Origin of the sequence: Phormidium sp. CCY1219 (assembly GCF_035615515.1) — a bacterium.
Classification (GTDB): Bacteria; Cyanobacteriota; Cyanobacteriia; order Cyanobacteriales; family Laspinemataceae; genus CCY1219.
In genome coordinates this window covers 1-204 of the sequence record NZ_JAJENT010000139.1, presented here as the reverse complement: position 1 = coordinate 204, position 204 = coordinate 1, and the positions used below count along the sequence as shown (strand labels likewise).

Sequence of the window (204 nt, the reverse complement as noted above, 5' to 3'; positions counted from 1 at the left end):
AGTTGGTCTCCCAACTAAATTAACCAGACTTTTGAAGGAACAAAAAGGCAAGTGCAATGAATGTGGCCTGTTCTTCACGGACAGTGACCTCATAGAAATCGACCATATTAAACCTCTAGCGGCGGAAGGTAAAGATACCCATAAAAACCGTCAAGCATTGCATCAACACTGCCACGACCGCAAAACCGCAAGAGACCTTGTTAT

General features: G+C 44.1%; 1 protein-coding gene. It reads left to right on the top strand.

Annotated features, from left to right (window positions below; all coding sequences use genetic code 11):
• Window positions 1-31: 31 nt before the first annotated feature.
• Window positions 32-204 (top strand): HNH endonuclease (locus LKK83_RS00745; RefSeq protein WP_324628810.1); only part of this gene is annotated, 173 nt, incomplete at its 3' end.